20 protein-coding genes are annotated in these 22,324 nt (G+C 55.4%); 7 read left to right on the top strand and 13 right to left on the bottom strand.

Annotated features, from left to right (window positions below; translation table 11 throughout):
• Positions 1-205 precede the first annotated feature (205 nt).
• Positions 206-850: a TIGR00725 family protein gene (locus G497_RS0113880; RefSeq protein ID WP_051258153.1), complete on the top strand. Its 645-nt coding sequence runs from the start codon at positions 206-208 to the stop codon at positions 848-850.
• A 135-nt stretch (positions 851-985) separates the two neighbouring features.
• Here the strand turns inward: G497_RS0113880 and G497_RS19975 are convergent, their stop codons facing one another.
• Both G497_RS19975 and G497_RS0113865 read right to left on the bottom strand, forming a co-directional pair.
• Positions 986-1,711 (bottom strand): MogA/MoaB family molybdenum cofactor biosynthesis protein, encoded by a 726-nt coding sequence (locus G497_RS19975; RefSeq protein WP_245576398.1) that lies wholly within the window; start codon positions 1,709-1,711, stop codon positions 986-988.
• An 86-nt stretch (positions 1,712-1,797) separates the two neighbouring features.
• Complete coding sequence (locus G497_RS0113865) at positions 1,798-2,172, bottom strand: hypothetical protein (RefSeq protein WP_027188594.1); 375 nt, start codon at positions 2,170-2,172, stop codon at positions 1,798-1,800.
• A gap of 390 nt (positions 2,173-2,562) precedes the next feature.
• On the opposite strand from G497_RS0113865, the gene G497_RS0113860 reads away from it, so the two are divergent.
• Complete coding sequence (locus G497_RS0113860) at positions 2,563-3,156, top strand: hypothetical protein (protein WP_027188593.1); 594 nt, start codon at positions 2,563-2,565, stop codon at positions 3,154-3,156.
• Between the two features lie 116 nt (positions 3,157-3,272).
• Here G497_RS0113860 and G497_RS0113855 read toward each other — a convergent pair whose 3' ends face one another.
• A complete protein-coding gene (locus G497_RS0113855) occupies positions 3,273-4,142 on the bottom strand; it encodes a methylenetetrahydrofolate reductase (protein WP_027188592.1) in 870 nt (289 codons plus the stop codon).
• A 366-nt stretch (positions 4,143-4,508) separates the two neighbouring features.
• On the opposite strand from G497_RS0113855, the gene G497_RS18375 reads away from it, so the two are divergent.
• Complete coding sequence (locus G497_RS18375) at positions 4,509-5,450, top strand: phosphodiester glycosidase family protein (RefSeq protein WP_051258152.1); 942 nt, start codon at positions 4,509-4,511, stop codon at positions 5,448-5,450.
• Between the two features lie 76 nt (positions 5,451-5,526).
• Here G497_RS18375 and recJ read toward each other — a convergent pair whose 3' ends face one another.
• From recJ to G497_RS0113815, 7 genes are all read right to left on the bottom strand, one after another.
• Positions 5,527-7,260 (bottom strand): single-stranded-DNA-specific exonuclease RecJ, encoded by a 1,734-nt coding sequence (recJ, locus tag G497_RS0113845; protein WP_034638103.1) that lies wholly within the window; start codon positions 7,258-7,260, stop codon positions 5,527-5,529.
• A 168-nt stretch (positions 7,261-7,428) separates the two neighbouring features.
• Positions 7,429-7,860, bottom strand: a complete 432-nt coding sequence (locus tag G497_RS0113840; protein ID WP_027188590.1) for an aspartate 1-decarboxylase — start codon at positions 7,858-7,860, stop codon at positions 7,429-7,431.
• A gap of 94 nt (positions 7,861-7,954) precedes the next feature.
• Positions 7,955-8,788: a tetratricopeptide repeat protein gene (locus tag G497_RS18370; RefSeq protein ID WP_051258151.1), complete on the bottom strand. Its 834-nt coding sequence runs from the start codon at positions 8,786-8,788 to the stop codon at positions 7,955-7,957.
• Between the two features lie 37 nt (positions 8,789-8,825).
• Positions 8,826-9,524, bottom strand: a complete 699-nt coding sequence (gene pyrF / locus G497_RS0113830) for an orotidine-5'-phosphate decarboxylase (protein WP_027188589.1) — start codon at positions 9,522-9,524, stop codon at positions 8,826-8,828.
• Positions 9,525-9,738: 214 nt separating this feature from the next.
• Positions 9,739-10,365 carry a guanylate kinase gene (gene gmk, locus G497_RS0113825; protein WP_027188588.1) on the bottom strand — a complete coding sequence of 209 codons (627 nt, stop codon included), beginning with the start codon at positions 10,363-10,365 and terminating at the stop codon, positions 9,739-9,741.
• A gap of 5 nt (positions 10,366-10,370) precedes the next feature.
• Positions 10,371-10,628 (bottom strand): extracellular matrix/biofilm biosynthesis regulator RemA family protein, encoded by a 258-nt coding sequence (locus G497_RS0113820; protein ID WP_027188587.1) that lies wholly within the window; start codon positions 10,626-10,628, stop codon positions 10,371-10,373.
• Positions 10,629-10,670: 42 nt separating this feature from the next.
• Positions 10,671-11,552 (bottom strand): YicC/YloC family endoribonuclease, encoded by an 882-nt coding sequence (locus G497_RS0113815; protein WP_027188586.1) that lies wholly within the window; start codon positions 11,550-11,552, stop codon positions 10,671-10,673.
• 450 nt (positions 11,553-12,002) lie between these two features.
• Between G497_RS0113815 and G497_RS0113805 the strand changes: the two genes are divergently transcribed.
• Positions 12,003-13,337, top strand: a complete 1,335-nt coding sequence (locus G497_RS0113805) for a homoserine dehydrogenase (protein ID WP_027188584.1) — start codon at positions 12,003-12,005, stop codon at positions 13,335-13,337.
• Between the two features lie 185 nt (positions 13,338-13,522).
• Positions 13,523-14,008 carry a HyaD/HybD family hydrogenase maturation endopeptidase gene (locus tag G497_RS0113795; RefSeq protein ID WP_027188583.1) on the top strand — a complete coding sequence of 162 codons (486 nt, stop codon included), beginning with the start codon at positions 13,523-13,525 and terminating at the stop codon, positions 14,006-14,008.
• Between the two features lie 357 nt (positions 14,009-14,365).
• Here the strand turns inward: G497_RS0113795 and nadB are convergent, their stop codons facing one another.
• From nadB to nadC, 3 genes are all read right to left on the bottom strand, one after another.
• Positions 14,366-15,961 carry an L-aspartate oxidase gene (gene nadB, locus G497_RS0113790; protein WP_027188582.1) on the bottom strand — a complete coding sequence of 532 codons (1,596 nt, stop codon included), beginning with the start codon at positions 15,959-15,961 and terminating at the stop codon, positions 14,366-14,368.
• Between the two features lie 410 nt (positions 15,962-16,371).
• Positions 16,372-17,406 (bottom strand): quinolinate synthase, encoded by a 1,035-nt coding sequence (locus G497_RS0113785; protein WP_027188581.1) that lies wholly within the window; start codon positions 17,404-17,406, stop codon positions 16,372-16,374.
• 33 nt (positions 17,407-17,439) lie between these two features.
• Positions 17,440-18,327, bottom strand: a complete 888-nt coding sequence (gene nadC, locus G497_RS0113780; RefSeq protein WP_027188580.1) for a carboxylating nicotinate-nucleotide diphosphorylase — start codon at positions 18,325-18,327, stop codon at positions 17,440-17,442.
• A gap of 645 nt (positions 18,328-18,972) precedes the next feature.
• Between nadC and mgtE the strand changes: the two genes are divergently transcribed.
• A complete protein-coding gene (gene mgtE, locus G497_RS18365; protein ID WP_084516319.1) occupies positions 18,973-20,382 on the top strand; it encodes a magnesium transporter in 1,410 nt (469 codons plus the stop codon).
• A 152-nt stretch (positions 20,383-20,534) separates the two neighbouring features.
• On the top strand, positions 20,535-22,082 hold the full coding sequence (locus G497_RS0113770) for an anaerobic C4-dicarboxylate transporter (protein ID WP_034637998.1): 1,548 nt from the start codon (positions 20,535-20,537) through the stop codon (positions 22,080-22,082).
• Positions 22,083-22,324: the final 242 nt, after the last annotated feature.

Here is a 22,324-nt window from a genome sequence, read left to right as displayed (position 1 = left end):
GGGTACATGCTCTGGCGGCGAAGCCGCCAACGCCCCGCTGCGTCGCTCCACGGCTCGCTACGCTCTCGACTGCCGTCGGCTTTAGGGTTAGCAGACAAGGGGCTGCACCAAAAACTTGGTTCGCCCGTCTTTAATCCCGGACTTCGGCCCCGGCCTGCGGGCGGTTGCCACTCGCCAACAACCAGTTTTATTCAAGGATATTACCATGACTCTTTACCTGCACAACAACACCCTGTATGCCAGCCCCACAACCCGTTGGAACCCGGCCAACCGCACCTGGATTCCTTGTGAGGCAGCAGACACTGCCACCATGCAGGCCCTGAGCCCGGAAGAAGCCCTGCGCTGGATGCAAAAAGAATCTGGCAGCCCGCTGCGCCCCCCCCTTGGAGTTATTGGCCCACGGGAAGCGACGGAGGAACAACTTGTGGTGGCCCACCAGGTGGGGCGTGATTTGGCCCACATGGGCATAACCGTGCTGTGCGGTGGCCGCCAGGGCGTTATGGAAGCCACCTGCAAGGGCGTTGCTGAAAATAACGGTATTTCAGTAGGCCTGCTGCCGGAAGGCGACTGGCAAAGCGGCAACCCGTATGTCACCGTGCCTGTGGCCACGGGCATTGGCATTGCCAGGAACGCCCTTATCAGCCGCGCTGCCGTGGCAGTGGTGGCCATTGGCGGCGGGCTTGGCACCATTTCGGAAATTGCCCTTTCCCTCCAGTTTGGCAAGCGGGTGTTCACCCTGTGCAACGCACCCACAGTAGAAGGCGCCACAGCCTACCCAAACTGGGAAACACTGCGCTCCCACCTGTGCCTATACCTGCTGGGCCTGGACGAGAACGAAAAGCTGGCCTAGCGCCACGTCCTGTTACGCCATTACTTATTCACAACATACAGCAAAAAACGGCAGCACCATTGGTACTGCCGTTTTTGTATTCATAACACATGCCCCCGTGTATGGGAAAATGACATGCCATAGCCTTGAAGTACATTACATAATGCCGCAATCCCGGGTGTCGCCTTGCAACTTTTGCAACCCATGTTCCAGGGCACCCACAACAGCTTCCAAATTTTCTTGCACAGCTTTTTTACTGCCCGGCAGCGTAAACACAATGCTTGCCCCCACGGTGCCCGCCACAGCACGTGAAAGTGCAGCGCGCGGGGTTTTGGCCAGGGAAGCCGCCATCATGGCTTGGGTAAGGCCCGGCAATGAACGCTCCAGCAACGGGGCAAGAGCTTCTGGTGCAGAGTCACGCGGGGAAAGGCCCGTTCCGCCAGTGGTAATAACAAGGTCATAGCCCTGGCGCAGAGCCAGGTCTGCCACCAGGGCCCGCAGGGCACCTGGGTCATCCGGCAGCAGAAAATGCGAAATTCGGCACAAAGGCATTGCCTGTGCTACCATGCTGGCAATAAGGGGGCCGCTTTCATCTTCGCGCAGGCCTGCTGCCCCTTTATCTGAAAGAGTCACCACAGCAAGGGAAATGCCCTGCCGGGCAATGCCCAATGTTGTTTGCCCACCCAGCACAGGGCGCAGCACAACCGCTTCTGCCCCATCCACCATGTTACGTGCGCTGGCATAAAACCGCCTGGCTTCCACCTGGAATAGCGGTTCAGACTCATGCTGGGCCAGCAACACAGTTCCTACGGCAAAAGGGGCAAGCGCCCCCTGGGGCAATAACAGGGAATGCGGCACCAGAATGTGAGGATGTTCTTCCACGGGAGCGCATGTAAAAATTAGTCGCTGCCCCTGTTCACACGGGGGAAGTACACAAGAAAAAGAATGTGCCATGGCTGCCCCCGGTGTTATTGAAACCGCATATCGCTGTCCAGCAGCAGGTTTTCGTCTTCTGCCTCTGCCTCCAGCATGGCCAGCTTATCTTCCAGCCAGTCGCACACGGCGCGGGCAGTGTGGTAATTGAGGATGAGCTTGTTATTAATACGGCGCACAATAGAACGCCCATGTTCCCCGTAATGGGCGGTTTCTTCACCAACGCCGCCATCAGGTTCCACCATCCGCTCAGAAAAATCAGGAAATTTGTCGCTTTCCGTATAAAAGTTCATTTCAACTTCACCCTGGGGGTTTACGCCGCCCCACACCCCGTGGGCATAGGTAAGCGTCATATCAGGGGCTTGCTCATATTCAAACCGGACATGCAGTCCCAAGTCTGATTTTTTCATGATTGTTTCCTTACTGGTAAGTTTCACAGATATGTACTCGCTGTACACGCTGCACAATACGCCCAGGCCATGGGCTATTGAAGGCACCCCGTGCCCAAGGCAGGGGAAATAGGCAAAAAAATACTGTATCTCCTTTTACGCTATACGCCACCCCCATGGCAATGTAAAAGTTGCGCTGCGGGCCACAAGCACCCAAGAATGAATTAAATGGCCCAGAAGAAAAGATCCTGAGACGTTGTGAAAACACTCCCTGTGGAGACACAACCTCAATGAGCCCTGAATAAATGGCCGGGTAGAAACGCTGCTTTACTTCCACGCCTCTCTTGCTTACACTTCACCGCATTAGGCTACCACCCCCCGCAAGCGCCACTTGGTGAGCAAGGAGAACATATGGCTGATTTTACCGTAGACGTTATTGAGGCATACCCCCAGTTTGACCTGGAGCTGTTTATGAGCACCTGCCAGGAAACACGCATTGGCGGCGACATTATGAACCGCCTTTCCGATGCATGGGATACCTGGACACCCTGCGCCCAGGCACGCAAAATTACAGCGGGCGAGCAAAGCTACTTGCTGGTGTGGCTGGGTGAACCGGTGGAAGAAGCGGTGGACACCGCTTGGGAAACAACCCCTTCAGAAGCATTCATGTTTAATGCCCTGGCCCAGGTCATGTGCATGGGCATGGTGCATAACCTGTTGCCGGAAGTGGAAGAAGCAGGCTGCGCCGCAGCCCCGGCCATTACCCCGGCACTTGAAGCAGCCCTTACCCAGGCAGGGGTTGCCCCCCTTAGGCCGGGTGAACCAGGGCTAGAGCGCCGCTACGCTGTGCTGACATTCCTCCCTTTTAAAGGTGCCTGTGAAGCATGCCACCTGCGCCCGCAATGCCCCAAGGGCAGCGGCCAGGCCCAGGGCTGCTCTGGCGACAAGGTGAGCAGCGTTACCCTGCCGGGGTTTGACCGCATTGAACCGCTGAAAAAACAATAATATCTCCGGCTTGCTTTCCCCAATTTCGATAGATAACGCACCTTCATTACACGTTGGACAAAACAAAGCAGCCCGGTGTTACCACCGGGCTGCTTTGTTACAGAAGAAAACAAAAATTACAATGGCCCCACTGCTTCCGCTATACGCAAGCAGGTTTCGGCCTGGTTCAGGGTATACAGGTGAATGCCGGGGGCTCCGCCATCAAGCAGGCGGCGAATTTGTTCCACGGCAAAGGCAATGCCTGCATCGCGCACGGCTTGCGGGCCGCCGCGTTCCTGTGCGGCTTCCAAGGAAAGGTAAAGCTTGGCAGGAATGCTGCCCCCACTCAAGGAAAGAATGCGGCGGATGGATTCCAGGCTTTGAATGGGCAACACGCCGGGAATTATGGGTTTATCTACCCCAAGAGCCCGCATTTGCGCAACAAATTCAAAATATTCGCGCACGTCAAAAAACAGTTGGGTTACGGCAAAGTCGCCGCCTGCCTCCAGCTTGAGGCGGGTATAGGCCCTGTCGCTGGCAAACGTTTCCGACTGCGGGTGGGGTGTGGGGTAGGCAGCCACCGCCACACCGAAGTGAGGGAAGCGATGCGTAACAAAGCGCACAAGGTCGCTGGCATAGCGGAACGGGCCTGCTTCCCAGTCTTCCTGGCTGTCTTGGGGTTCATCACCGCGCAGGGCAAGCACGTTGGTTACCCCGGCTTCATTCAGCCTGGTCAGGAACGCTTCAATGCGTTCTTCCGTGGCACCCACACAGGTAAGGTGCGCCATGGGGGCAAGGCCACTTTCCGCAAGGCGTGCAGTTATACCAAGGGTATTTTCCTGCGTGCCGCCACCTGCACCGTATGTAACAGAAGCAAACAACGGGTTCAGCGCCCGCAGTTTTTCCACGGTAGCAAAAAATTTTGGCTGTAAATCAGCATCTTTTGGCGGAAAAAATTCTAATGAATAAAAGGGGCTGCTGCCCGCAATGGATTCTGCCAACTTCATAAATGCGCCTCGCTTTAGGGCTATTGACACTAAAGGATTTTTGTTCTCCAGCAAGGAAGATATGTTCCGGGGGAAATAATGTTCCCAAAACCACAAAGAAAGAAACAGGCAAGCCTCGCCCCGCAAACCCTTTATATAGGGGAAAATTCTTGCTTGCATAGTTACACAAAGAAAGAACAAAGCCAAGTACATACCCAAATCTTTGACGTTTTTTTCTGTGCGTTGCCTATTATATAAGGATAACCTGATATGTCAATATAAAAAGAACTTGCCCTTTCTAAAAGGAAGGGCTAAATTGCACCAACCGCTGCATTCCTTGCGGTTTTCTTGCCACCTTCCCACCCGCGCAGCGTAGGCAGCCTTGTTATGCTTGGTATTTTTTGGAACTTCTCCCCTTTCCTGCTGCACCGCTGCATTGCCCGGTTCATATGCAGCCTGGCACTGCTTTGCCTTAGCGCCCCCCCTGCCGTGGCAGGCCCCACCCCTTCCCTGGCCACCCCCCTTGAATGGCGCACCCTGGCGCCTGGCCTGGAACTTGGCACAGCAACGTTCAACAGCAGCCCTCATTCCACGGAAGGAACACTGCTGGCCATGCTGCGCATTGCCCCTTCCCATTTTCGCTTTTCCCTGCACATGGCCAGTGAACAGGGCAAAGCCCTGCCCCTGGCTGGCTGGGGTAACGCCCACGGGCTAACTGCAGGCATAAACGCCAGCATGTATTTGCAAGACAACATAACCAGTACAGGCTACATGCGTGGTGGCACCCATGTGAACAACAGCCGGGTAGGCACCAACCTTGGGGCCTTTTTCGTGGCAGAACCCAAAAAACCCGGGCTGCCCCTGGCAGACCTGCTGGAAGCAAGCGACCCCACCCTGCACGAGCGGCTGGAAGAATATAACGTGGTGGCCCAGAACTATCGCCTTATTGCCCGCAGCGGGCGCATTCTTTGGAGCGAAGGGGGCACGCGCACCAGCATTGCTGTGGTTGGTAAAGACACCCAAGGCCGTATTTTGTTTATTTTATGCGAAGAACCCCTGACCCCTGTGGAACTGGCAACCCTGCTGCAATCCCTTTCCCTGAGCCTTGGCACAGTCATGTATGTGGAAGGCGGCGCTCAGGCCGGGCTATTTTTTAGCGGCCTTGCCACGGCTGCCAGCGCAGGCAGTTTTCCTGCCTCCCTTGCCCCCCGGCAAGATGCCAATGCTCCGTTCAGCATTTTAAAAGGCAGGCAAAGCTTTTTGTTAAGCAAAGGCAATACCAATGCCCCCCTGCCCAATATTATTGGAATACGCCCCCGGCAGGAATAAAAAAAAGGGCATTTGCCCCCTTCTGAATATTCCTTCCTCTTCTGCCTCAAAACGGCCCGCATTGAGCCGGACACTCTCATTCAGCCTCAATCACCAAAGGCACCCCCGCCTCTTTCCAGTCCTTCAGGCGAAGTTCCACCGTTGCTGCTCCATTATAGCGGTCTATGCGCGGGGTGTAGGCCACATGAACACGCTTTCCTTTCATGGAAGCGGGAATTTCCTGTGCCAGCCGCCAGGCCTTTGCCTGCAATACAATGCCGCAGCCTTCATCTTCCAGTTCAAGCTGTATAAAATTACGCCGGGGCTTTATGGCCCGCAGCAGCACACGTTGCGAATAAAAAACAGGTTCTGCATTGCCCATACCAAAGGGCTGCAACATTTCCAGTTCTTTCAGAAAATCAAAATCGCACGCCTGCATGAAGGAAAGTTCCCCATCCAGCTTGCACAGTGGCGGCTTTCCTGCCCCATGGGTACTGGCGACAATGGCGTTGAACTGGTCCTGGAACGATTTCAACTGCTCCGGCAACATGCTTAGCCCAGCAGCCATTTTATGCCCGCCAAAGCCCAAAAGGAACTTGGCGCACAGGCCAAACGCTTCATGCACATCAAAGCCCGGCACACTGCGGGCAGAGCCTTTAATACAACTGCCCATTTCACACAACACAACACTGGGGCGGTGCAACGCTTCCACCAGGCGCGAAGCCACAATACCAATAATTCCGGGGTGCCATGTGGGGTGGTACACCACAATGGCGCTACGCCCCTGGGCCACCTGCTGTTCAGCCTGGGCCTTGGCGGCCAGCAAAATGCGGTCCTCCTCTTCTCGGCGCTCGGCATTCAGGCGGGAAAGTTCCTGGGCCAGTTCCCCTGCCCGCACCCTGTCCTGGGTAAGCAACAGCTCCAGGGCTGCTTCACCAGAGCCAAGGCGACCTGCGGCGTTAAGCCGGGGTGCAAGGGAAAACACCACCTGCCCAGCCCCCAGCCAGGCTGAAGGGGCAAGGTTGCAGGCACTTTTTAAGGCGGCAATGCCCACCCGTTTACCAGAACCAATGAACAGCAGACCATTTTTCACCAAAATGCGATTCTGCCCGTGCAGGTCTACCACGTCTGCCAGGGTACCCAAGGCCACCAGGTCCAGCAGGGGGCGCACATCCACCTTCTGCCTGCCACGGGCATACAGGGCAGCGTTCACAGCTGCCATAAGGAAAAAGGCCACGCCCACCCCGGCAAGGGTTGGGCAGGGGTGGTTTTCATGCAGGCGGGGGTTCAAAATATGGGTAGCCGGGGGCAAAGCGTCCCCTGGCAGGTGGTGGTCGGTAACAATAACGTCCATGCCAAGGCGACGGGCCAGGGCAATGGGTTCTATATCGCTAATGCCAGAATCCACCGTAACCAGCACCTGCACCCCTTGGGAGTGCAGCATTTCCACCCCTTCGGTGTTCAGGCCATAGCCTTCTTCCAGGCGGTTGGGAATATGGTGCGCAGCGCTGAACCCGTGTTCCTGCAAAAATTCCAGTACCAGAGCAGTGCCTGTAATGCCGTCCACGTCGTAGTCACCCCACACCGCCACTTTCTGGCCTTCAAGCAGGGCACCTGCCAAAAAATCGGCCGCTTCCTGCAGGCCGGGCCACCCTTCAAGCCCACTCAAAAAACGCAGGGAAGGGTTCATGAAGTGCTGCATGGCTTTGGGCGTTTGCAAACCACGGCTCCAGAGCAGGGCAGCAAGAACTTTTGAAATTTCAAGCTGCTCTGCCCACTCCTGCACGTGTTCCGCAGGGGGCTGTGCCGTATTTCGTAACACCCAATGCATAGTTATTCCTTTGCAGCTTTCCCACTTGAAACCCCGCATCAGCGTTTCCTTTCCCGTATTGCAGAAAAGTAAAACAAATTTGGGGGTGTACAAGGGGCTTCACGTCCCTTGCAAGGGGTGTGGGGGGGGACAGCGTCCCCCCATAAAACTCAACAGAGAGTAAAATTACTAGGACTCACCAGGGGTGCCGCAGTGTTCAATATGAAAATTAAAGGCATCGCTTTCTTTCCCATCCACCCGGTAGCGCAGCACTTCCTGCACAGAATTGTCCGGGTTAAAGGTAAGCACCACAGGGGCGCGGTCATAAAGTTCCTGCGGCGATTGCAGCCATTCCGAGGCACAAATAATCACTTCATCCCCTTCCTGGCAGGTGCGCGCTGCGGCACCATTCAAAATACAACAGCGGGAACCGGGTTGCCCGTGAATGACATAGGTGGAAATTCTGGCCCCGCTGTTTTTGTTCCAGATATCAACAAATTCCAGCGGATAAATACCAGCCTGGGCGCACATTTCAGGGTCCAGGGTAATGGAGCCGTGGTAATTCAAGGCGCAGCCTGTAACGCGAATGCCATGGAGTTTGGCGCGAACGATTTGGATCATGGGAAAAGTTCATTGTAGAGGATTAGAGAATGAAAGGCGGAGAAAAGTGCATACCCTGCACCCTGCCCCGCCCAAAAAACTACATGCCTGTGTGCTATTCTGGTGCAGGAACTGCTTGCCCGGATTCCTGCGCGTCTTTCACCCGCTGCAAGGCAGCAGCCACGTTAGGAATGTAAAATTCAGGCACTTCCTTGCGGTTCAGGAGCCACAGCAGAAACTTCACCGAAACCTCAAGGCGGGGGTCAAGTTCCAGCGAACGGATCAAAAAGTCAAGGGACTTTTCCAGTTCCTTTTTTTCATACAGCACCCGTGCCATGTTATAGCACAGGTTGGCGTCTTGCCCGGAAAGTTCCTGAGCTTTGGAATAATAGCTGATAGCTTGGTCCAACATACCCGATTTACGCAGGTTAATGCCAAACTCATTGAACAGGTGCTTGTGTTCCGGTTCAAAGGCAGCGTCCAGCTTGACTAGGCGTTCAAAAATATCGTCAGCCTTGGCATTATCTCCACGTTCAAGGTAGGTAATACCCAGGCCAAAGTTGGCCCTTACGTTTTCTTCATCCACGTGCAGCACGTTGTTATATTCCATTTCCGCGCTGAAATATTCTTTATTTTTGCGGTGGCGTTCTGCTGTGGCAATGGTTTTATTCAATTCCCGCATTTTGGGGAATACCTGAGACTGGTACACCTCAGGTTCCGGGGAAAAACCTTGCAGGAAGTCTTCCCGGCTCACTACTTTTTTGGGCCCGGAAGGAATATAATTCAGGTTCAGGGGCTGCACTTCAATTTGCCCGTCTGGCAGTTCCGCGGCAATCCACATGGTTTTTTGAATACTTTTCCGTGTGGTGGTACCTGTGCCCACCTTGCGCATTTCCTGGGAGGAAAAAACCCCGTTAATTGCTTCACGCTTTGCTGTTTGTTCGCTCATATAGTTATTTCCCTGATGGTCAGAGTATTGCCAAAAACTAGGGAAGCACTGAAATTTGCATTTCGGCTAACGCACGCATGGCAGCGGCCTGGGGGTTTTCCGCCCCGAACAGTGGCCGCCCCATAACAAGGTAATCAGCCCCGGCAGCCACAGCTTCACCGGGTGTGCACACGCGTTTCTGGTCTTGCGTAGCACCGCTACCGGCAAAGCGAATGCCTGGGCACAAGCACAAAAAGTCAGGTCCGCAAGCGGCCTTCACCGCTGCGGCTTCCAGCCCGGAACATACCACACCGTCAATACCACTGGCCTTGGCTTGCAGAGCACGCGCCACCACCAGAGCCTCGGTTTCTTCCTGGGTGCCTGCCTGCCCGCTGGTAAGCAACGTAATGCCCAGCACACGCGGGGCAGGTAACCCGGCAAGGGCAGCCCCTTCAGCAGCGCCCTGCATGGCGGCCTGCGCCATTTCGACCCCGCCTTCCACATGAATGGTCAAAAGACGCACCCCAAGTTTTGCCGCACTGCGGCAAGCCCCACGCACAGTGTTGGGAATGTCGTGGAACTTCATGTCCAGGAAAATGGGCCACCCCTGGGCTGCCAGTTCACGCACCAGGGCAGGCCCTTCTGCGGTAAACAGTTCCAGCCCAATTTTCAGCCACACGCTTTGGGGCAATTGGGCCACAGCGTTGCGGGCGGCGGCAGCATCTGCCACATCTATGGCGGCAATCAAAACACTCATGGTCATCCTCGCACAGAAGGCACATAAAAAAAAGAACATTATGCAGCGGCAACAACTATCCGCTCGGGCTTCGTGGATATGTGCGGGTAGCAAAGCCACCCGCACCCTCAGTCCTCACTCCACAGCTCGCTATGCTCGCAACTGCCGTCGGCTTTAGGGGTAACGCATCCAAACGGAATAAATCCGTGTTTCCCTAGCAGAAGCACGGCAGGCGTTACTTAGCCCCAACGCTCCATTCCTTGAGCAGCTCATCCAGCAAGTCGGTTTGGCAGTCTGGGGAGAGAGTGGCAGCTAGGTACGCTGCACGCAAATGTTCCCAGGCCTGGTCCAGGTTGTCATTGACAATCCACACGTTAAACCACCTGGCTTGCATCAGCTCAATGTGGGCAGCTTGCAGGCGGCGGGCCACGGATTCTTCCGTTTCCGTATTTCTACCCCGCAGGCGGCTTTCCAATTCAGCCCGGCTGGGGGGCAGAATATAAATAAGGCGCGCCCCAGGAATGGTGCGGCGCAACTGGGAAGCGCCCTGCACATCAATATCAAACAGCACATCGCGCCCCTGGGCCAGCAGCACACGGGTAGCTTCCAGCGGGGTGCCGTAATAATTGCCATGCACTTCAGCCCATTCCGCAAAAAAGCCTGCGTCCCGGCGCTGCTTAAATTCTTCCGGCGAAATAAAGTTGTAATCCCTGCCGTCTACTTCCCCGGAGCGAGGAGCCCTGGTGGTGCAGGAAATGGAAAATGCAAACCGGGGGAATTCGGCAATAAGCCGCTTGGTCAGCGTTGTTTTACCAGTGCCAGAAGGGGCGCATATTACCAAGGCAATACCGCTTCGTTGGATCGTAGTCACTCGTCTTCCTCCTGGAAGCGTTGGCGCATGGTTTCCGCCTGAACCGCGGAAAGAATGACATGGTTGGAGTCTGTAATAATCAAAGATCGTGTTTTGCGGCCCTGGGTGGCGTCAATAATACGCCCAGCCTGGCGGGCCTCTTCACGCAGGCGGCGCATGGGGGAAGAGGCAGGGTTCACCACTGCCACCACCCGTGAAGCCACCACAAAGTTTCCTAACCCCACGTTTAGAAGATGCTGTTTTCCTGTGCTCACGCGGTGCCCCCCGTTATAAAGAGGCCCGCGCCTACCGGAGCGTTACTCCACATTCTGCACTTGCTCCCGGCATTTTTCCAGTTCATTTTTCAAATCTACCACCAGGCGGGAAACGTGCATGTCCTGCACCTTGTTGCCGCAGGTGGAAACTTCACGAAAGCATTCTTGCAGGGTAAAATCCAGCTTGCGCCCGGCGTCGCGCCCCAGGGGCACCAGTTCATGCAGGCGGGCAAAATGCGCCCGCAGCCGGGTCAGTTCTTCTGTTACGTCCATTTTATCCGCAAGCAGCACCACTTCTTGCAAAAAGCGGCCTTCGTCCAGTTCCTGCCCAAGGCTGGCTAAAATGTCGCCCACCCTGTCACGCACCAGGGCAAAGCGTTCTTCCTTAATGGCAGGGGCACGTGCCTCAATACGCTGCGCCCATTCTTCCATGTGGGCAAGGCGCATCAGCAGGTCACGCTCCAGGGCACGGCCTTCGGTTATGCGTGCTTCATTCCAGTCTTCCAGGGCAGCAGCAAGGCCCGCTTCCAGGCTTTGGGCAAGGTCATCTTCCATATCCTGGGAGCTGTCTTCCCAAAACGACGTTTGAGAAAGGAAGCGGTTGTAATCCGGAACAAATTCGTCCCCGCGGGAAGCGGCAAAGGCAGCCACAGCTTCCAGCATGGCATCGGCCTGGCCTTCATTAAAACGGGCATACATGCCATCTTGCCGGTGGCGCTGCATGTGCAGGGAAATTTCAAGCCGCCCCCGGCAGGCAAAGGTTTTGACTTTTTTTTCAAACAGGCCTTCAAAGGCCCGCGCCTCATAAGGCAAGCGCCAGCGAATGTCCAGGTGCCTGCCATTTACGCTGCGAATTTCCCAAACCTGCGTCCAGCGCTCCTCTTCAAGGAGGCTCCTTCCAAAACCTGTCATGCTGTGCAGCATGGCCCCTCCGTATGGTTGCGGTGGTCGCCGGGCGGAATAAAAAAACCTGCAAGCGAGTTTTTTTGTGCCTGAACACGTTGCACTGCAAGAAAGCAGACAACGCGGTGCGCCATGTACCCATTTGCCACGCAGGTTTTACGATAAATCTGCGCAGAGCACTGCACCCGTTGTCTCTTGCCAAATGCTCTTAAGGCATACCGCGGCGTTGGATAGAAGATCTGCTTTCGTATAAACGATTCACCCCCATATGGCAACTGCCAGCATTGCCCTGCCCCGCGCCTTCCCGCAGGAAAAGGAGGACAAGGAGCTTTACAGAACCCATGAAGACAGGCTAAGAAAATCCTATGTGCCCCATGGCAAGGACAGACAGCACACGTGCAGAGGCACGCAGCAGTTACTCCCTTCTGTTTTTTGCCCCTGCCCACAGAGACCGTTTAAGAAGGATGCCCCATGACAAACCCTACGCTTGCCCCCCTCACCCTTGGCCTTGCAGGTTATGGTACTGTTGGTACTGGCCTTGCGCGTATTTTGCATGAAAACAAAGCAAACGTTATGGCACGCACCGGGCGGGAAATTCATATTCGTACCGTACTGGTACGCGATACCGCCAAAAAACGGAACTATTCCCTGCCGGAAGGAGCAACCCTAACAGACGACCCGGACGTACTGCTGAACGACCCGGCCATTAATGTGGTGGTAGAGCTTATGGGCGGCATTGAAACCCCCTACGCCCTTATTGAGCGCGCCCTGAAGGCCGGCAAGCATGTGGTAACGGCCAACAAGGCCTTGCTGGCGGAAGCGGGTGCCCCCCTGTTTGCCCTGGCAGCAGAAAAAAACCTGCACCTTGCCTTTGAGGCCAGCGTGTGCGGGGGCATTCCTGTGGTGCAAACCCTGCGTGAAGGGCTTGTGGCAAACCACATTCTTGCCCTGGTGGGCATTTTAAACGGCACAAGCAACTATATTCTTTCGGAAATGTCCAGCAAAGGCCTGCCCTATGAAAGCGTACTGCGCAAAGCGCAGGAACTGGGCTATGCCGAGGCCGACCCAACCCTGGACGTGGAAGGCATTGACGCGGCCCACAAGTTGGCCCTGCTCATTCGCCTTGCCTGGGGCCATGTGGTGCCGTTTGAAGAAATGCCGGTGCAGGGTGTTTCCCAAATTCAGCCCAAAGACATTGCCTTTGCCCGGGAGTTTGGCTACCACATTAAGCTGGTGGGCAGCGCCAAGGTGGAAAATGGCAAGCTGGAAGCCGGTGTTTACCCTGCCCTGGTGCACCAGGACTTTTTGCTGGCCCGTGTAAACGGTGCCTTTAACGCCATTCGCATTCATGGCGATGCTGTTGGCCCGCTGTTCCTGCATGGCAAAGGCGCAGGCGACTTGCCCACAGGCAGCGCCGTGGCAGCAGACATTTTTGCCATTGCCCGTAACGCCAACCCCAACAACACAGGCTTTTCCAGCTCTGCCGGGGAAGCGCAGTTGCCCATGTTGCCCCAAAGCGAAACCACCAGCCCCTACTACATTCGCCTGCAACTGCCTGATTCCCCCGGCGTGCTGCGCGACGTTGCCGCCATTATGGCGGAAAACGACATTTCTGTGGCACAGGCCATTCAGCGCGGCGACGCCTGCGATTATGACCAGTCCGAAGCACCCGCTTGCGTTCCCTTTATTATTATGACGCATGAAGCCAGCACCAAAAGCATTGAGCAAGCCCTGCGCAGCCTGGAAGAGCGCGGCCTTTCCAAGGTAAAGCCCGTGTTTTATCGGGTACTGGAAAAAGAACGGTAGGCACTGCCCTTTACCGTAAGCAATATGGCTTTCTTCAAGAAGAACTGGAATGTTCAGTTTTTCCCTGTATTACGGTTTCTTCATATGCTTATTTCTGGTACAATATAAAATTCCCGTGCTGTGTTGCCATGGCAAAGGAAATATTTGAGCGCTTCACAGCGCAATAACTCACAAAGGAACACACCATGGACGCACCGCGCATACTGCTACTTGGAGTAGGGAATATTCTGTACTCAGATGAAGGGGTGGGGGTACACGCCGCCAATTACCTGGAAAAGCATTATACATTTTCCCCCAACGTTACCCTTATGGAAGGAGGCGTGCTGGGCAAATTGCTTATGCCCCAGCTTTTGGATGCAGACAGGGTGCTGGTTATGGACGCCGTGCTGGGCGGGGAAAAACCCGGCAGCATATACCGCCTTACAGACAACAGCCTGCGCAAAAGCCTTGGGTTTAGCGATTCACAACATCAGGTTGACCTTGTGGATATTCTTATTTCCTGCGACCTGACAGGCCACAGGCCAGAAGCCGTGGTTATTGGCATGGAACCGGAAGACTGGAAAACCCTGCAAATGGAAATGACCCCGGTAGTGCAGCAAAACTTCCAGCGCTTTATTGACCTTATCCTGCGGGAACTGGTTATTCAGGGTGGGGAAGCGTTTCCGAAATAGGTTTTGGAGAAATTGCCCACCATGAAGGGCTGGCATAACGGCAGGGAACACCCTGCCGTTATGCGTTGTATTGCAGAAAAAAAGACGAGGGAGTTGTGCGGCGTGTCGCCGCCTCCTACCTCTTTCCTTTTTATGTTTGCCGCTCCGCTAGGGTTAGGGAGCCCTTGTGCGGCCCCCTGACCCTAGCAGAGCGGCAAACAAAACAAGAAAAAAAGAATGGTGTGGCGCTTGCGCCGCAAGAACCTGCTAACACACTAGGAATACTGGATCCCTGCCTTCGCAGGGATGACGGTGCCAAGGGATTATTCCTTGCCAAACGAAAAAACTTTGTGTTTCCACCCCAAGCGAAGCGGCCCCCTACACCCTGTTATGGCACCCCAAACTCTCGCGATTCCGCAAGGCAGATTGCGTAATAAGGTACGCTGTTTGGCATCCATGAAACAAATCAATGATATCTTTTGAAGGCGGCGTGCTGCGGTAAAACGCATGCAAGCGGCGGGAAAGGTCGCGCAGGTCTTCAAAGGCACGGGCCAGGCGCGTTTGGGTGCGGGTAATGCCCACATAATTCCACATAGTATGGCGTATGGTGGCCCAGTCCTGGGCAATAAGGGCCGGGTCATCATTATTTTCATCACCGGTAGATTCCCAGTCCACAATGGCGGCATGCAGGGCTTGCATGTCTGGCAGGCCACCCTGCATGCGGGAATAAATATCATCGCCAGCATTGCGGCCCCACAGCACAGCTTCCAGCAGGGAAGTGCTGGCAAGCCTGTTGGCCCCGTGCACCCCCGTGCAACTGCATTCGCCAACACTATACAGCCCTTGCAGGGAAGTGCGCCCGCGTTCATCCGTTAAAATGCCGCCGCAAAAATAGTGGGCCGCAGGCACCACAGGAATGGGTTGGCGGCGAATATCTATACCCCTGTCCAGGCAGGCCTGGAATACGGTGGGGAATCGGTCTGTCAAATTATGGGGCACAGAGCGGGCATCAAGAAACACGCACTGCTCGCCATTTTCCAAAATTTCTGTGACAATGCTTTGGGCCACAATGTCACGCGGGGCCAGTTCCCCGCGGGCATCATAACGCTGCATAAACCGCTCGCCCTTGGCGTTTACCAGTACAGCCCCTTCCCCGCGCATGGCTTCTGTAATCAAAAAGCGGCGTGGTTCCATGTGGAACAGGGTTGTGGGGTGAAACTGCACGAACTCCAAATTCTCCAGGCGCACAAAGGCGCGGCTGGCCATAGCAATGCCGGAACCCGTGGCAGAAGCGGCGTTGGTGGTGTGCAAATACACCTGCCCCACCCCGCCTGTGGCAAGCACGGTCATGTCTGCCAGCATACACTGCACTTCGTTGGTGGCCTCGCACAGCACATAGGCCCCACAGCAGCGGTTTTCAAGCTGGTAACGGTAGGTCATGCCGCGAGTGTGGTGGTGGGAAGTAAGCAGGTCTACCGCCGTGTAGCCACGCAAAAAGGCAATGCGCGGGTGCGCTTCCACGGTGCGGATAAGGTTTTCCATAATGGTGTGGCCCGTGTGGTCGGCACAGTGCACAATGCGCTGGGTGGAATGCCCCCCTTCCCGCGTTAAGTCCCACTCCCCTTCCGGAGCGCTGGCGCTGGTACCTCTTTTATCAAAGGGCACACCCACCCGCTGCATGAGCATATCTTCCACCGCGCCTGGGCCTTCCTGGGCAAGAAACTGCACGGCAGAGGCATTGTTGTGCTGCCGCCCGGCAATCATCACATCCTTGGCAAGGGCGTTGGCATCCGCTGAGTCTTTGGAACGAAAAATGACCCCCCCCTGAGCCAGCCAGGAGTTGGCATTTTCCGCTTCGGCACCTGAAGCCAACAGCGTAACGTCCACCCCGTGGTCTGCCAGACGAAGCGCTGTAACACACCCGGCAAGGCCAGCACCAATAACGAGTACTGGGGTTCTCATGCGAAAAGCCATGCTCACTCCTTAGGAAACGCTGATTTATTCCGTTTGGCGGCGTTGCTTCCTTTTTTTGAAACAGTCATGGACGGAAGAGTCCACTCCTGTTTCAAAAAAACTCGCGCCTTGCCAAACGAAGTAACTACGCGTTTCCAAATTGCTATTTAATCAGTGCGTCTTTTATTATAATCCAGTCGAGGGAATAGTGCACATAGTGTATCGGAGGGCGCTGCACAGGGCCTGTCTCCCCGATCCCCCATGCCCCCTGCAAGGGGAATCATTCCCCTTGACCTCCATAATCGTTCAGTTTTTCGCGAAGCGAAAAACTGAACGCCGATGTGGGGATCCAAGGGCATGATGCCCTTGGCGGAGGGGCTTTGGGGAGGCAGAGCCTCCCCAAATAAAGAAATAACAAAATCAGCGTGTCCCTAAGCGCAGACGGTAAGCATGCGCTCAAGAGCAGCCTTAGCCGGGGCAAACAGGGCCGTATCTGGCTGTACCACGTGCAGGGGCTTGCCTGCGGCAATGCTTTCCAGCAATTCAAGCAGGTTTTCTTCCGTGGTGCGGGCCATGTGGCTGCATTCCGTTTCCAGCAGGGGCAGCACAGTGACGCGGCCTGCGTGTTCCACGGCAAGGCGCTTCACCAGGTTCACCTCTGTGCCTATCACAATGGTTTCCCCGGCTTTGGCCTTGGCCACATAGTCAATAATGAACGAGGTGGACCCCGCCGCGTCTGCCGCATCCACAATGGCTGGCAAGCTTTCCGGGTGCACCACAATACGCGCCCCAGGGTGGGCAGCCCGCATGGCAGCCATTTGCTCCAGGGTAAAGCGGGTGTGAATGCAGCAATGCCCAGGCCACAGCAAAAGCTTGGCCTTGTCGGCCTCGGCAAGGTCAATGTGCTTGCCGTCTGCCCGAATATCCAGGGCCATAATGGCCTCTTCCGGCACGCCCAAAAGCTTTGCCGTGTTGGCCCCAAGGCATTTGTCTGGCAGAAACAGCACCGCGTCGCCCTGCTCCATGGCCCAGCGCAACATGGTTTTAGCATTGGCGGAAGTGCACACAGCCCCGCCGTATTCCCCCACCACCGCTTTTACTTCCAGCGAAGAATTCACATAAGCCAGGGGAATAATTTTGCGCCCATTGGTCCCAAGGAGTTCAAGCATACGGCGCACCCGCGTTGCCGGGGCCATAAGGGCCATGCTGCAATCAGCGGAAGGGTCGGGAATGCACACGGTTTGCCCTGGGCGGGCAAGCAGGGCTGCGGATTCTGCCATAAAAAAAACGCCGCAGAACACAATAAAGTCGGAAGTAACGCCAGCGGTCTTGCGGGCCAGTTCCAGGGAATCGCCCCGTAAATCAGTGTGATTAATAACACTTTGGTGCTGGTAGTGGTGCCCCATTATGGTAAGCCGCCCGCCAAGGGTGCGGCGCAGGGTTTCTATTTTTGCAGCAACAGACATACTCAGTCCTTTAGGGAAACGGGCACACAGGGGCTACGCCCGGTTAATAATAATGCTGAAATCTGCCGCAGCCGCCGTGTGCGTAAGCCGCCCCACGGAAATAAAGTCCGGCTTGCGGGCCCCGGCAGCCAGGGCTTTTTCCCGTATGGTTTCCAGGGTTACCCCGCCGCTCACTTCCACCTCAATAAAACCGGGCACAAGGGCAAGGCTTTTTTGCAGCATATCCAGGGGCATGTTGTCCAGCATAATGCGCTCTGGCTGCATGGCCACGGCTTCTGCCACTTCTTCCGGGGTACGGCATTCTATTTCAAGGGGGGGCAAGGCTGTGTGGCTGGCCCGCAGCAAGTGCACGGCCTTGGTTATGCTTCCCGCTGCGTCAATGTGGTTATCTTTCAGCATGAGCATTTCTTCAAGATTTTTACGGTGGTTGGCCCCACCGCCCACAAGCACGGCATATTTTTCAGGGTAGCGCAGGCACGGCGTTGTTTTGCGGGTATCCAAAAGTGTTACCCCAGTGCCTTCAAGTTCATTGGCATACAGCCGGGTGGTATTGGCAACGCCGGAAAGCCGCATGATAAAATTTAAGATAGTGCGCTCTGCCCGCAGCACCAGGGGGGCCGGGCCTTCCATGCGGGCCACAACCTGGCCGGGGGCAAGCTGGCTGCCTTCTTCCACCAACGGCTCAAAGTGCCACACGTCCCCTGGGCGTGCCGCAGCGGCAAACACCAGTTGGGCAATGGGCAGGCCACACAACAGGGTGTGCTGCTTGGCCACCAGCAATGCAGCCATGCGTTCATGGTGGGTAAACACAAGCTCGCTGGTAAGTTCCTGGCCGTCTTCTTCCAGAGCAAACGCCACGGCTTTTTCTAAAAAATGAAGGGCAGTGCCTTGGAAAAAATCGGAAAAAGAAGGGGGGGTCATGGATTGTGCCCGCACGGTTGAGGTGATAAGAAGTTAAGACGCCATTGTTTAAATGGAGTTTTGGAAACGCTCAGTTTTTCGTTTGGCAAGGCACGAGCTTTTTTTGAAGCAGGAGTCAACTCTTCTGTCCTTGACTGTTTCAAAAAAAGAGAAGTAACGCAGCGAAACGAAATAAATCAGCGTTTCCTTGATATGTTTGACGGAACACACCAGAGTACGGTAAAAGCCCATGCAGCAGGTGCTGGTATCCGTTTACAGGAACCACCAAAGACACGCGAAACAAACTGAACCAACGACTATACATGCAGCCGCCGCCTTGCACAACCCGGCTGGGGCTGTGTGGGAATGCGTACGCCACACACTGTGCCTAAGGCTGGTGTATCCCACACGCTCTTTTTTGCCAAGGCTCTTTCTGCCATTTCAGAGCAATTACAAATGAAATGAGTTCATTGCTCTGCAAGGATTTGTACGAAAAATCCTTGCCACTCAATAGGCGTAGGCGAGCGTTGCTCGCCATTAAACGACTATTTCAAGTGTTCAAACTCTCGTATGCTGCTTGTACCATAGGGCCAACGCTTTTCATGCTGTGCTGGCTTGCTTGGCACGGTGCTGCCTTCACCTTATCAGCTTTCCAGGACAAACGCCATGCAGACCCCCAACAGCCGCCCGCACGCCGAAGCTTCCCCCGAGGCACCCCAAGCTACCCCACACCACACCCCTGAAGCACCTGCCACCCCTGTGCCAAGCGCCCCGCACCCTTGTGGCGGCACCTTCGACCCTTCTGAAATGGCCCACCCGGCAGACATAGCCGCGCACCTGGAAAACCTTTCCCTGGACCAGCAGGTGTGCTTTATTAGCCAAATGCCGGAAGATGAAGTGGCAGAGGCGCTGACAGAACTTGATGAACACATGCGGGTGGAGATTCTGGAAAGCCTGGACCCGGACAAAGCTGCCAGCATTGTAGGGGAAATGTCGTTTGACGACGCGGCAGACGTTTTGGAAGAGCTGGACGAAGACCACAGTGACGTGCTGCTGAGCAAGCTGGAACAGTCTGATGCAGAAGAGATTCGGAACCTGATGTCTTTTGACCCGGAAACCGCTGGTGGTGTTATGAACACCGAGGTGGTGATTCTGGATGAAAGCCTCACTGCCGACCAGGCTGTTATTAAACTGCGCCAGGAAATAGCCGACAAGGAAATTCCCTATTACGCCTATGTAGTGAGCCACGACGACAAACTGGTAGGGGTTCTTTCCCTGCGCGACCTTTTGGTGTGCCCCACAGGGGTAACCCTGCGCGAAGCGGCCCAGGGCCAAGACCTTATTTCCGTGACTTTTGACCAGGGGCGCGAAGAAGTGGCCCGGCTTATTGCCCACTACAACCTTATGGCCCTGCCTGTGCTGGACTATGAAAACCGCCTGCTGGGCGTTATTTCCCACGACGACGTTATTGACATTATCCATGACCTTGCCAGCGAAGACATGCTGGGCATGGTGGGTGCAGGCCAGGACGAAACAGTAGACACCCCCTGGCTGGATTCCGTGCGCATGCGCCTGCCCTGGCTTATTGTGAACATGGTCAACTCTGCCCTTTCCGCTAGCGTGGTATACCTTTTTGATGGCACCATTGCTCAAATGGCCATTCTTGCCGTGTTCATGCCCATGGTGGCCAACCAGGCCGGGAACACAGGGCAGCAGGCCCTGGCGGTAATGATTCGCCAGCTTGCCACAGAACGCTTTGACCGAAAAAAAGCGTGGCTTGCCGTGCTACGGGAAGGCAAAATTGGCGCTGCCAATGGCGTTATTCTTGGTGTACTGGTATTTATCAGCGTCTATTTCTTCACCAGCAGCCTTGCCCTGACCACTGTTATGGTGGCCGCTTTGATGCTGGACATGGTACTGGGCGCCCTGGCTGGCGGGGCCATTCCCCTGGTGCTGAAGGAACTGGGCCGCGACCCTGCCCAGGCTTCCAGCATTTTCTTGACCGCCATTACCGACGGTGCAGGCTTTTTCCTGTTCCTTGGCCTTGCCACCATGTTTCTTTTAGGGAATAGCTGATTAATTCGTATTCATCAGCTTCATGCCCAAACAAATGCTTTTCGCTTGTTGAGAAAAGACATATAAAAACACGTTCTCAATGTTTCCCTGGGGGCGGCATACCCCCCACCCAGCTCTTTCCCCCTGTTATATTACATTATCATGGAGGATTTATGGAGTTTTTTTTACAAATTGGTCTTGTACTGGTGTGCCTTTTTTACGGCGCACGCAAAGGCGGGGTAGCCCTTGGGTTGCTTGGCGGCGCAGGCCTTGTGGTGCTTGCCTTCATTTTTGGCATTCCCCCAGGCAAACCGCCTGTAGATGTGATGCTCACCATTCTTGCTGTGGTTTCCGCTTCTGCCACCTTGCAAGCTTCTGGCGGGCTGGACGTTATGCTGCAAATAGCCGAGCGCCTGCTGCGTAAGCACCCAAAATACATTTCTGTTCTGGCCCCCCTGGTAAGCACCAGCCTGACCATGATTTGCGGCACAGGGCACGTGGTGTACACCTTGTTGCCCATTATTTATGATATTTCCATAACCAACAATATCCGCCCGGAACGCCCCATGGCGGCAAGTTCCGTTGCCGCCCAGCTAGGCATTATTGCCAGCCCTGTTTCCGTGGCTGTGGGGGCCATGGTGGCTATGCTGGCAGGCTATAGCTTCCATGGTACTGAACTTACCTACACCGGGCTGCTCTCCATTACCATTCCTTCCACCCTGTGCGGCGTGCTTGCCATTGGCCTGTTCAGTTGGCACCGCGGCAAAGACCTGGACAAAGACGAAGACTTCCAGAATTTCATCAAAACACCTGAAAACCGCAAGTACGTGTATGGTGAAGGGGAAAGCCTGCTGCACAAAAAGCTGCCCCGCGCCAGTTGGTATGCCATGTGGATTTTCCTTGGTGCCATTGCCCTGGTGGGTATTTTGGGAGCATTTGAACAATTGCGTCCCTTTGACAGCATGCCCAAGCCTGCTGCAACCGCCAAGGCCCCGGCAGCTCCGGCAGCCCCTGTGGTAACCGCAACCAATGCCGCACCCCAGGCAGCCAGCGCTACAGTAGCCACTGCTGCCCCGGCAGCACAAATGGCTGATGCAAAAGCAGCCCCTGCCAGCACTGCCCCTGTAAAGCAGGCCGAGGCAGCCCCAGCCGCTAAAAAAGCCCCTGCCCCCAAGCGCCTTTCCATGGTGCTGACCATTCAAATGTTCATGCTGTGCGCAGGTGCGCTTATTCTTATTGTGACCAAAACAAGCCCTGCCAGCATTTCCAAGAATGAAGTGTTCCGCTCCGGCATGGTGGCCATTGTGGCAGTGTTTGGTATTGCCTGGATGGCAGACACCATTTTTGGTGCGCACATTGAAGACTTGAAGCGCCTGCTGCCGCCCCTGGTGGAAAAATACCCCTGGAGCTATGCCGTGGCGCTGCTTATTATTTCCAAGTTCGTAAACTCCCAGGCAGCAGCCCTTACCGCCTTGGTGCCTGTGGCCTTGAAGGCTGGGGTAAACCCCGGCGTGATTATTGCCTTTGCCCCGGCCTGCTATGGCTACTTTATTCTGCCAACCTACCCAAGCGACCTGGCTGCCATTAACTTTGACCGTTCCGGCACCACAAAAATTGGCCGCTTTGTTATTAACCACAGCTTTATTTTGCCCGGTGCTGTGGGGGTTCTGACCTCATGCGTTGTAGGCTACGTGCTCGCCACCATGAAGGGATTCCTGTAGGAAAACGCTCCTGCTGCGGGGTATATGCTTCGGCGGCATAGCCGCCTGCGCCCCGCCTTGTCGCTCCACGGCTCGCTACGCTCGCGACTGCCGTCGGCTTTAGGGAGTGGGGGCTGGACGGAAGAATTGACGCGGCCCGTCCAGGCAGTGCTCTCCAGAGAAGATTCACTTTCCGACGTTTATTTGATAGGAATGGGCTGCATGGTATTTTCTTTGCAGCCCTTTTTTGCTTCACAACCCAT

This window comes from Desulfovibrio cuneatus DSM 11391 (assembly GCF_000430005.1).
In the GTDB taxonomy this organism is placed as follows: Bacteria; Desulfobacterota; Desulfovibrionia; order Desulfovibrionales; family Desulfovibrionaceae; genus Frigididesulfovibrio; species Frigididesulfovibrio cuneatus.
Note: the sequence above shows the minus strand (reverse complement) of the source record. Positions and strands in the feature narration are given on the sequence as shown.

Bases quoted from the DNA above. Each gene is read 5' to 3' on its own strand.
- recJ (WP_034638103.1), bottom strand. From the start codon at position 7,260: ATGCATTGGGTGTTACGAAATACGGCACAGCCCCCTGCGGAACACGTG.
- G497_RS18370 (WP_051258151.1), bottom strand. From the start codon at position 8,788: ATGAGCGAACAAACAGCAAAGCGTGAAGCAATTAACGGGGTTTTTTCC.
- G497_RS18375 (WP_051258152.1), top strand. From the start codon at position 4,509: ATGCTTGGTATTTTTTGGAACTTCTCCCCTTTCCTGCTGCACCGCTGC.
- G497_RS0113795 (WP_027188583.1), top strand. From the start codon at position 13,523: ATGGACGCACCGCGCATACTGCTACTTGGAGTAGGGAATATTCTGTAC.
- G497_RS0113770 (WP_034637998.1), top strand. From the start codon at position 20,535: ATGGAGTTTTTTTTACAAATTGGTCTTGTACTGGTGTGCCTTTTTTAC.
- nadB (WP_027188582.1), bottom strand. From the start codon at position 15,961: ATGGCTTTTCGCATGAGAACCCCAGTACTCGTTATTGGTGCTGGCCTT.
- G497_RS0113880 (WP_051258153.1), top strand. From the start codon at position 206: ATGACTCTTTACCTGCACAACAACACCCTGTATGCCAGCCCCACAACC.
- G497_RS0113860 (WP_027188593.1), top strand. From the start codon at position 2,563: ATGGCTGATTTTACCGTAGACGTTATTGAGGCATACCCCCAGTTTGAC.
- G497_RS0113855 (WP_027188592.1), bottom strand. From the start codon at position 4,142: ATGAAGTTGGCAGAATCCATTGCGGGCAGCAGCCCCTTTTATTCATTA.
- pyrF (WP_027188589.1), bottom strand. From the start codon at position 9,524: ATGAGTGTTTTGATTGCCGCCATAGATGTGGCAGATGCTGCCGCCGCC.
- mgtE (WP_084516319.1), top strand. From the start codon at position 18,973: ATGCAGACCCCCAACAGCCGCCCGCACGCCGAAGCTTCCCCCGAGGCA.
- G497_RS0113840 (WP_027188590.1), bottom strand. From the start codon at position 7,860: ATGATCCAAATCGTTCGCGCCAAACTCCATGGCATTCGCGTTACAGGC.
- G497_RS0113815 (WP_027188586.1), bottom strand. From the start codon at position 11,552: ATGCTGCACAGCATGACAGGTTTTGGAAGGAGCCTCCTTGAAGAGGAG.
- G497_RS0113865 (WP_027188594.1), bottom strand. From the start codon at position 2,172: ATGAAAAAATCAGACTTGGGACTGCATGTCCGGTTTGAATATGAGCAA.
- G497_RS0113785 (WP_027188581.1), bottom strand. From the start codon at position 17,406: ATGTCTGTTGCTGCAAAAATAGAAACCCTGCGCCGCACCCTTGGCGGG.
- nadC (WP_027188580.1), bottom strand. From the start codon at position 18,327: ATGACCCCCCCTTCTTTTTCCGATTTTTTCCAAGGCACTGCCCTTCAT.
- G497_RS0113805 (WP_027188584.1), top strand. From the start codon at position 12,003: ATGACAAACCCTACGCTTGCCCCCCTCACCCTTGGCCTTGCAGGTTAT.